The sequence below is a fragment of the Gluconobacter sp. Dm-44 genome (assembly GCF_018256175.1).
Taxonomy (GTDB): Bacteria; Pseudomonadota; Alphaproteobacteria; order Acetobacterales; family Acetobacteraceae; genus Gluconobacter; species Gluconobacter cadivus.
In genome coordinates, this window is sequence record NZ_JAERLZ010000003.1 from 268,597 (window position 1) to 276,884 (window position 8,288).

The following is an 8,288-nucleotide window of genomic DNA, read 5'->3' on the forward strand; positions in this document are numbered from 1 at the left end:
GGACCGGACGGAGACTTTCGGGCAAGAGCAGCACGCACCGGTTTTCATATCTTTCCTGCACTGGCTTCCGCGCGTTTGATTCGCTATGGATCAGGGCCTTCTTCCGTCATGAAAGTTTGTTCCATGCCTGCCTATCGCTCCCGCACCACCACTCACGGCCGCAACATGGCGGGCGCCCGTGCGCTCTGGCGGGCAACGGGTATGAAGGATGGCGATTTCGGCAAACCCATTATCGCCATTGCCAATTCCTTTACGCAGTTCGTCCCCGGCCATGTCCATCTGAAAGACATGGGCAGTCTGGTGGCGTCCGGGATCGAAGAGGTTGGCGGAATTGCCAAGGAATTCAACACGATCGCAGTCGATGACGGCATCGCGATGGGCCATGGTGGAATGCTGTATTCCCTGCCTTCGCGTGAGCTGATCGCAGATTCCGTAGAATACATGGTCAACGCCCATTGCGCGGATGCCATCGTCTGCATCAGCAACTGCGACAAGATCACGCCGGGCATGCTGATGGCGTCCATGCGTCTGAACATCCCTGTCGTGTTCGTCTCAGGCGGTCCGATGGAAGCCGGCAAGCTCAACGGCCCGGGTGTGACGCGCAAGCTGGACCTGGTTGATTCGATGGTCGCTGCGGCCGATCCGGAAGTCTCAGACAGCGAATCAGAGCAGATCGAACGCTCGGCCTGCCCGACCTGCGGCTCGTGCTCGGGCATGTTCACCGCCAACTCCATGAACTGCCTGACGGAAGCTCTGGGGCTGTCTCTGCCGGGTAACGGCTCCCTGCTCGCCACGCACAGCGATCGCCGCGAACTGTTCCTGAGCGCCGGGCGTCTGGTCGTGGAACTGGCGCGTCGCTGGTACGAACAGGACGACGCCTCCGCCCTGCCCCGCAGCATTGCCACGCGTGCGGCTTTCGAGAACGCCATGACGCTCGACATCGCCATGGGCGGTTCGACCAACACGGTCCTGCATCTTCTGGCCGCTGCCAGCGAAGGTGGCGTTGACTTCCACATGCACGATATCGACCGCCTCTCGCGTCGTGTGCCCAATCTGTGCAAGGTCGCTCCGGCCAAGAACGACGTTCATATGGAGGACGTCCATCGCGCAGGCGGCATTCCCGCCATTCTGGGTGAACTGGACCGCGCGGGCCTGATCGACACAAGCGTCCCGACCGTCCATGCGCCCACGCTCGGCGATGCGCTGAAAAAGTGGGACATTCTGAACGGCGATGCGCAAGCCGCTCATCTGTTCAAGGCCGCTCCCGGAAACGTCCGAACCGTCCACGCCTTCTCGCAGTCCAGCCGCTATCACGAACTGGATCAGGACCGTGAAGCCGGTGTTCTGCGCGACAAGGAACATGCCTTCTCGCAGGATGGCGGTCTGGCCGTGCTCTACGGCAACCTTGCCGAAGACGGTGCCATCGTCAAAACAGCCGGTGTCGAAGCCAGCATCCTGACCTTCACGGGAACGGCGCGCGTGTTCGAAAGTCAGGATGATGCCGTGGCCGCCATCCTTGGCAACCGCATCGTGGCCGGAGACGTCGTGGTCATCCGTTATGAAGGCCCCAAGGGTGGCCCCGGCATGCAGGAAATGTTGTATCCGACCAGCTATCTGAAATCCAAAGGTCTGGGCAAGGTCTGCGCGCTCATCACGGATGGCCGTTTCTCAGGCGGAAGCTCGGGCCTGTCCATCGGCCACATGTCCCCCGAAGCCGCCGAAGGCGGCCTGATCGGACTGGTCGAGGACGGCGATCGCATCGAGATCGACATCCCCAACCGCGGCCTGCATCTCGCCGTTTCGGATGCCGATATCGCCGATCGGCGGGAGCGGATGAATGCGCGCGGCGCAGATGCGTGGACGCCCAACCGGGAACGCGTGGTCTCGAAAGCCCTTCAGGCTTATGCCGCCATGACCACAAGCGCAGCCCATGGCGCCGTCCGCGATCTGTCTCAGATCATCGTGAAGACGCGGACCTGATCGCACTCTCCACGGCGTCCTGCAATTCGGCGGAAGCCAGCATTTTGGCGGAAGCATGCCCTGTTGCGGGGACAAGCGTAATCGTCCAGCCAAACGGAACATTGAGCTTGTCGGCCTGTTCCCGGGCCTGCGCATAGGCCCACTGCCCCCGCTCAAGACGATTGCGCCCCTGTTCCGCCGCTGCGGCCAGATGTTCAGTCGCCGAAGAGGTTTCCGTATCCTCAGCGCCCAGAATGACGGCAATATTGCTTGAAAGATAACGTCGCAGATCTGGCAAGCTGGCCGCTTCGGGCCAGTTGCGAAAGCCGTACGGAACAGCAGTATTCGTCTCCGGTTCAACATAGGTGGAGGGATTCATGATGATTGTCATGACCTCTTCCCCCGGGGCATAAGCCGCAACCCGTTCCAGATACTGTGCCCCTGCGGAATGCCCAACCAGAATAATTGGCACATGTCGCTCATTGGAAACGTTGCGGGCCCACTGTTCCAGCGGTCTCATATACAGGGCGGCGGGAACCATACTCTGTGGTGAGACCGGAAACCCCCCGCGTTGATACTGCTGGACGGGAAAACGGGATATGGAAAAATAAGGTGCGAACACCAGACTACATTCATGTCTGGCCAACGGAATGGTGTCGTCACGATATGTCGCACTGTTCCGCTCTTTTCCTGCCAGAACGATCAGGATGGCCCGGATCTGGCAGGACGCAGGCCGAAAGACCGAAACATCGAGATGCTCGCCCGCTATGACGGCATTCTCGAGGCTGCGGCCTTCCGGCAGTGCCTGGGCTGCTGCCATTCCCGCCACGAAAGCAAGAATGACCGCGCCAAGACAGGCTGAGGTTTTTAAGTCAGGCAAGACGCCCCAGAGCCGCTTTGAGGCGAGCCAGATCATTCTGGAATGACGTCAGACGTTCCCGGTTTTCCTCCACCACTTCCGGCTTGGCGCGGGCAACGAAATCCGCGTTGTCCAGCTTGCGTGTCACTTTGAGAATTTCGCCCTCGATCCGGGTCGCTTCCTTGGCGAGACGGGCCCGCTCCGCGTCCAGATCAATCAGCCCTTCAAGCGGAATGAAAACAGTGGCTTCATCGAGAACGATCTGTGCCGCATTACGGGGCGCATCCTCTCCCACCACGCCAACTTCCGAAACTCGCGCCATCCGGCCAATGGCTTCCGCCCAGGTCTGGGCACGACCCAGATTTTCCGCAGTCGCATCCCGCAGCAGAAGCGGCGCTTTCTGCGAAGGCGGAATGTTCATTTCCGAACGCACGGTCCGCACATCACCAATCAGACGAATAACCCAGTCCAGTTCCGACCGGGCTGCATCCGCCTGATCAACCTGCATAGGTTCCGGCCAGCGGCTGTCTTCAAAAGCCCCCGCATAGCCCAGTTCCTTCCACAGCGTGGCCGTCACGAACGGAATAACCGGCTGCATCAGGCGCAGGATCAGCCCTAGAACATGCGCGCTAACGGCCCGCAGCTCGATGGTTTCTGCGTTCTCCGCAGCAAAGACGGGCTTCGAGAATTCCACGAACCAGTCACAGAACCGGCTCCAGACGAAACGGTAGCAGCAGTTGGCATATTCATCGAAACGATACGCAGAAAGCGCGCGTCCGGCTTCAGCCACGGCATCGTTGGCTTCCGTCAGGATCCAGCGCCCAAGCGCACTCTTGACGCTCGCCGGATCGAATCCTTCCGTCGGTGTCGCTCCGTTCATTTCAAGGAAGCGGGCCGCATTCCAGAGTTTGGTAATGAACGCGCGATGTTCCTCAACCCGCTTGCGCCCGAGCTTGATATCCCGCCCTGGCCCCGTCCCTGCACAGATCGCAAGGCGCGTTGCGTCCGCCCCGAACTCGGCAACAAGATCCAGCGGGTCCAGACCATTCCCTTTGGACTTGGACATTTTCTGCCCTTTTTCGTCCCGGACCAGCCCATGAATCAGGACAGTCCGGAACGGAACATCGTCCATGAAATGCAAACCCATCATCATCATCCGAGCAACCCAGAAGAAAATGATGTCAAAGCCTGTGACGAGCACACTGGTCGGATAATAGCGCGCCAGTTCTTCCGTTTTGTCCGGCCAGCCGAGCGTGGTGAATGGCCAGAGCGCGGAACTAAACCAAGTGTCCAGAACGTCTTCATCCTGTGAGAGCTTCACGCCTTCACCGGCTTGAGCCTGAGCTTCCTGCTCATTTTCAGCAACGTAAACCTTACCGTCTGAGCCGTACCAAGCCGGGATGCGGTGCCCCCACCAAAGCTGACGGCTAATGCACCAAGGCTGGATATCGCGCATCCAGGCATGGAACGTGTTTTCCCACTGGCGTGGTTCGAAGGCGATCTTTCCACTTTCGACGGCTTCAACCGCAGGACCAGACAGTGTTTTGGCATCGCAGTACCACTGGAGCGTCAGGCGCGGTTCGACAATGGCTCCGCCACGTTCTGCATGGGGAACCTGAAGCTTGTGCGGCTCGATTTTTTCCAGCCATTCAAGGCGTTCAAGTTCGGCGACGACCTGTTTGCGGCCTTCTTCACGGCTCAGGCCATTCAGGGTTTCGACGAATGCGACTGAAGCCAGCCCATCAACATCCTGCAGTTCAGGCCGGATTTCTTCGATCCAGAGGCAGGCAGTTTCATCGAGAACTGTCGGGGCCGGCAGATCGTGACGTTTGCCGACTTCAAAATCGTTGAAGTCATGGGCTGGCGTGATCTTGACGGCACCCGTGCCTTTTTCCGGATCGGAATGCAGATCGGCAACAACGGGAATGCGACGTCCCGTCAGCGGCAGAATCACCGTTTTCCCGATCATGTCGGCATAACGTTCATCGTCTGGATGAACGGCAACCGCCACATCGCCCAGCATGGTTTCCGGGCGCGTTGTGGCGACAGTGATTGTTCGGCCGTCTTCCAGCGGATAGCGAATGTACCACATTGACCCTTTGGTCTCGTGGTTCTCTACTTCCAGATCCGATATGGCAGATCGGAATTTCGGGTCCCAGTTGACCAACCGTCGGTCGCGGTAGATCAACCCTTCCTTGTAGAGGGTGACGAAAACCTTACGGACCGCGCGTGACAGTCCTTCATCCATTGTGAAGCGTTCACGCTCCCAGTCCGCAGATGCGCCGAGTTTGCGAAGCTGCTGGACGATGGTGCCACCGTATTCATGCTTCCAGTCCCAGACCCGTTCGAGAAAACCTTCGCGTCCCAGAGCGGTCTTGCTGGTGCCTTCTTTGTCCAAGGCACGTTCAACAACCATCTGCGTCGCAATTCCGGCATGATCTGTTCCGGGCTGCCAGAGGACGTTGAAGCCTTCCTGACGCTTCCAGCGGATCAGCATGTCCTGAAGGACGAAGTTTAGCGAATGACCGAGGTGAAGCGTTCCCGTGACGTTTGGTGGAGGAAACATGATCGAAAAAGGCTCACCGGGTCTGTCGGGGTGAGCCCGGAAAGCGCCGCTTTTCTCCCACGCATCGTAGAGGGCGTTTTCATGGTCGGCGGGGACGAAGCTTTTTTCGAGCATGGTTATCCAGGACAGTCAGTACAGCAGGCGGAAGAATGCTCTTCCACCGCCCTTCTTACTCTCGTGGACGCAGACGGGCAATTTCTGCACGGACAAGAATTTCAACCAGTGACGGCAGGTGTGCATCCAGCCATGTCCGGACCATGCTGCGCACTTCACTGCGAACCATGTCTTCAATGGTCAGACCGCTTCCTCGGCTAATGACGGTATCGGAGGCGAGAGGAGTCGTTCCGCTGAACGCTGCATGCAGTTCGTCGAGAGAGCGCTCTGCCGCAGCGACTGTCTGGGCATTCATGAGATCATTCTTGCTCTGTTCGGGATCCGCGGGAGGAATGGTCGTGGTGTCGGGGGATGGCGAGGGTGTAGAAGACGGCACAGCGGTTACAGCGGGCGCCGGCGGCGCGACCATCATGGAGCTGTCGAGCGTGAGTTCTTCTTCCTGTGCTGGCACGCTTGGCGTTTCCTCGGTTGTCGCAGCCGGAGCGGGATCGTCGTGAAGAATGCGCCGGATGGAAGTCAGAACGTCCGTCATCCCTTCGCCGTCATGGGTGTCGTGCTGGTTCAAATCAGAAGAAGTCATGGATTTCGGATATTCCGTTTTGCTTGAAATTATCGGCCGGGCTGGTTGATCGCGTAGTCGCTCATGCCCCAGAGCTTGTTCTTGACGGCGTTGTAATAGGCTTTCTCATCATAAAGCGGGACACCCAGCTTGAGATCTACCGCTGTCAGACGTCCGATCGATGCAGCGACAGCGTATGAAGACGTCACGAGGTTCGAAAGATGCTGAACGAGCGTCCTCTGGGATTGGAGCAGGGTTTGCTGCTGCTGAAGAACCGCAAGAGTAGTGCTTGTTCCGACAAGAGCCTGCCGTTCGACGCCATCCAGCGCGATGACGTTTGCCGAAATGGCCATGCGATCACTGGAAATGGACTGTTTGTAAGCTACCATCTGCTGCCAGCTTGATGCTGCTTTCTGAAGAGCGGCTCTGCGCTGCACGTCAACTTCCCGATGAGCAGCCTGGGCATCCTGACGAGCCCCTCGGATCGAGGCGTATTCCGATCCGCCCTGGTAAAGAGGAACGGAAAATTCGATTTCGCCGAACTTGTTGTCCTGAAGAGAGTCGCCATAGGCCTGATTGACGGAACGTTGATAGTTCAGGCTCGCGGATACCTTCGGCATGATCTGGGAAATCTGGACAGAAACGTTGTCCTTGCGCTGCGCCTCGGTGAAGAGTGCATTTACAACCTGAGGGTTGTTCTGGACTGCGACACCAACGGCTTCCTGCTCGCTGTGTACGGGCAGGTTAAGTGGTTGGGGGGCTTCCAGATTTGGAGATGCTGCAATCCCAACAGCCTGAAGGTATGTTGCTTGAGCACTTTGAAGCGTTCCTTCGGCCTGCTGTCGTTCGGCTGTGGCGCTTGCGAGAGCAGCCTGTGCCTGTGCAACATCTGTTCGGGTGATTTCACCGACGTGAAAACGCTCCTGAGTTGCCTCGACCTGCTGTTGCAGAACATGCTCGTTGTTGATCGCGATCTGCAGCAGCTGTTCGTCTTCAATAATGCCGACATAGGCTTCGACGACATTGGTAAAGACGTCCTGCTCTGTCTGGATCAGATGAGCGCGCTCAGCCATGATCTGGTTTGTTGCAGCGTGAACGCCGGCGACAGTTTTTCCGCCCTGATAAAGCGGCTGGGTGATGGTGACGGTCCCTGTGTAGCCGGGTGTCTGGTAGCGTCGAGAACTGCCGAGATATCCGCCGCTTGAAGCGTAATTTGTGCTTCCGTCATAATAAGTCAGATTCATGCCCGTCTGAACGGTCGGACGCCAACCTGCGAGTGCAGTTGGAACCTGTTCGTCAGTTGCTCGCAGATGCGCTCGTTCTTCGCGAAGTGTCGGGTTGGTCAGGTAAGCTGTTGAAAGCGCTTCTTGCAGGGTATGTGGAATGAAATTCGGTGAGCCGCTGCCATCGTATTTTTGTGCAAGAGCAGTTCCGCTCAGGAGAAGCGACAGTAGACCAAGCCCGAGCGGGGCCGTCAGTTTCGTCGCGCCATTGCATCCTGAAGTCATGAGAATTCCTGCTCTTGAAGTCTGCATTATATCACAGCGTTATGTGAATCAGTCCTTAATAGCCTGTTCGAAGGCAGAAGAAAAATCCTTCTGAAGATCAATTATCGGTCTTGACCCGTCAGGCTCTAAGAGGGATATAGCGCCTGTCTCCGTCGAGGTCCGGTGGCAGAATGGTGATGTAGCGGACTGCAAATCCGCGTATGTGGGTTCGATTCCCGCCCGGACCTCCAGAGACACTTCCAGCACAAACAAATGCTTAACCTCTAGCTGGTTTTCAGCTTCAAGGTAGAACATTCGCCTCTGCCAGCCTTAGGACCGGCATTTTGCGCAGACTATGCCCTGAGAGATCGGGCGGTGACTCTGTGACCAATCCTTCATGGGGTTATCAAGCGAGTCGTCATCTGTCGACGCGACCGATGACCGGCTATGTTGGAACAAGGCGACCGTGCGGGGTCATTGGGTCGAACTGGATGTCCTGAAAAACCCGACGTGCCTGCGAGCGTAACATCTTCTTTGGCCTCGCCAATCCTCTGCAGCTGAAGAACAGGGACCGTCTCATGACCCGGAATTTTACACGGGCCCGAAAAATCGTCATCTCCAGATGGCGCCCACCCTTGCTGAGCAACGTGTCTGGGGTCCCGACAATACGACTGTTTCCGCTGCTTCTGGCCGGGGCGATGCTGGCCCCTTGCTCAACCTTTGCCCAGAGCATGCCGTTATGTA

At 57.9% G+C, this 8,288-nt stretch carries 5 protein-coding genes and 1 tRNA gene; 2 read left to right on the forward strand and 4 right to left on the reverse strand.

The features are described from left to right. The first annotated feature begins 123 nt into the window (after positions 1–123). Positions 124–1,980: a dihydroxy-acid dehydratase gene (ilvD, locus tag JK213_RS06500; protein ID WP_194262013.1), complete on the forward strand. Its 1,857-nt coding sequence runs from the start codon at positions 124–126 to the stop codon at positions 1,978–1,980. Here ilvD and JK213_RS06505 read toward each other — a convergent pair. From JK213_RS06505 to JK213_RS06520, 4 genes are read right to left on the reverse strand one after another with little or no spacing between them, the layout of a single operon-like run. Beyond that, on the reverse strand, positions 1,958–2,839 hold the full coding sequence (locus tag JK213_RS06505; RefSeq protein ID WP_194262012.1) for a hypothetical protein: 882 nt from the start codon (positions 2,837–2,839) through the stop codon (positions 1,958–1,960). The genes ilvD and JK213_RS06505 overlap by 23 nt on opposite strands. Then, positions 2,832–5,498: a valine--tRNA ligase gene (locus JK213_RS06510; protein ID WP_211571309.1), complete on the reverse strand. Its 2,667-nt coding sequence runs from the start codon at positions 5,496–5,498 to the stop codon at positions 2,832–2,834. Before JK213_RS06510 ends, JK213_RS06505 begins: the two co-directional genes overlap by 8 nt. Before the next feature lie 55 nt (positions 5,499–5,553). Beyond that, the gene (locus JK213_RS06515; RefSeq protein ID WP_211571310.1) at positions 5,554–6,078 is read right to left on the reverse strand and encodes a DUF2497 domain-containing protein; all 525 of its coding nucleotides are present in this window, start codon (positions 6,076–6,078) and stop codon (positions 5,554–5,556) included. A gap of 29 nt (positions 6,079–6,107) precedes the next feature. Next, entirely contained in the window at positions 6,108–7,565 is a 1,458-nt protein-coding gene (locus tag JK213_RS06520) for a TolC family outer membrane protein (protein WP_194262009.1), read from the reverse strand. A gap of 156 nt (positions 7,566–7,721) precedes the next feature. On the opposite strand from JK213_RS06520, the gene JK213_RS06525 reads away from it, so the two are divergent. Continuing rightward, positions 7,722–7,795, forward strand: a tRNA-Cys gene (locus tag JK213_RS06525). Positions 7,796–8,288 lie beyond the last annotated feature (493 nt).

Bases quoted from the DNA above. Each gene is read 5' to 3' on its own strand.
- ilvD (WP_194262013.1), top strand. From the start codon at position 124: ATGCCTGCCTATCGCTCCCGCACCACCACTCACGGCCGCAACATGGCG.
- JK213_RS06510 (WP_211571309.1), bottom strand. From the start codon at position 5,498: ATGCTCGAAAAAAGCTTCGTCCCCGCCGACCATGAAAACGCCCTCTAC.
- JK213_RS06520 (WP_194262009.1), bottom strand. From the start codon at position 7,565: ATGACTTCAGGATGCAATGGCGCGACGAAACTGACGGCCCCGCTCGGG.
- JK213_RS06515 (WP_211571310.1), bottom strand. From the start codon at position 6,078: ATGACTTCTTCTGATTTGAACCAGCACGACACCCATGACGGCGAAGGG.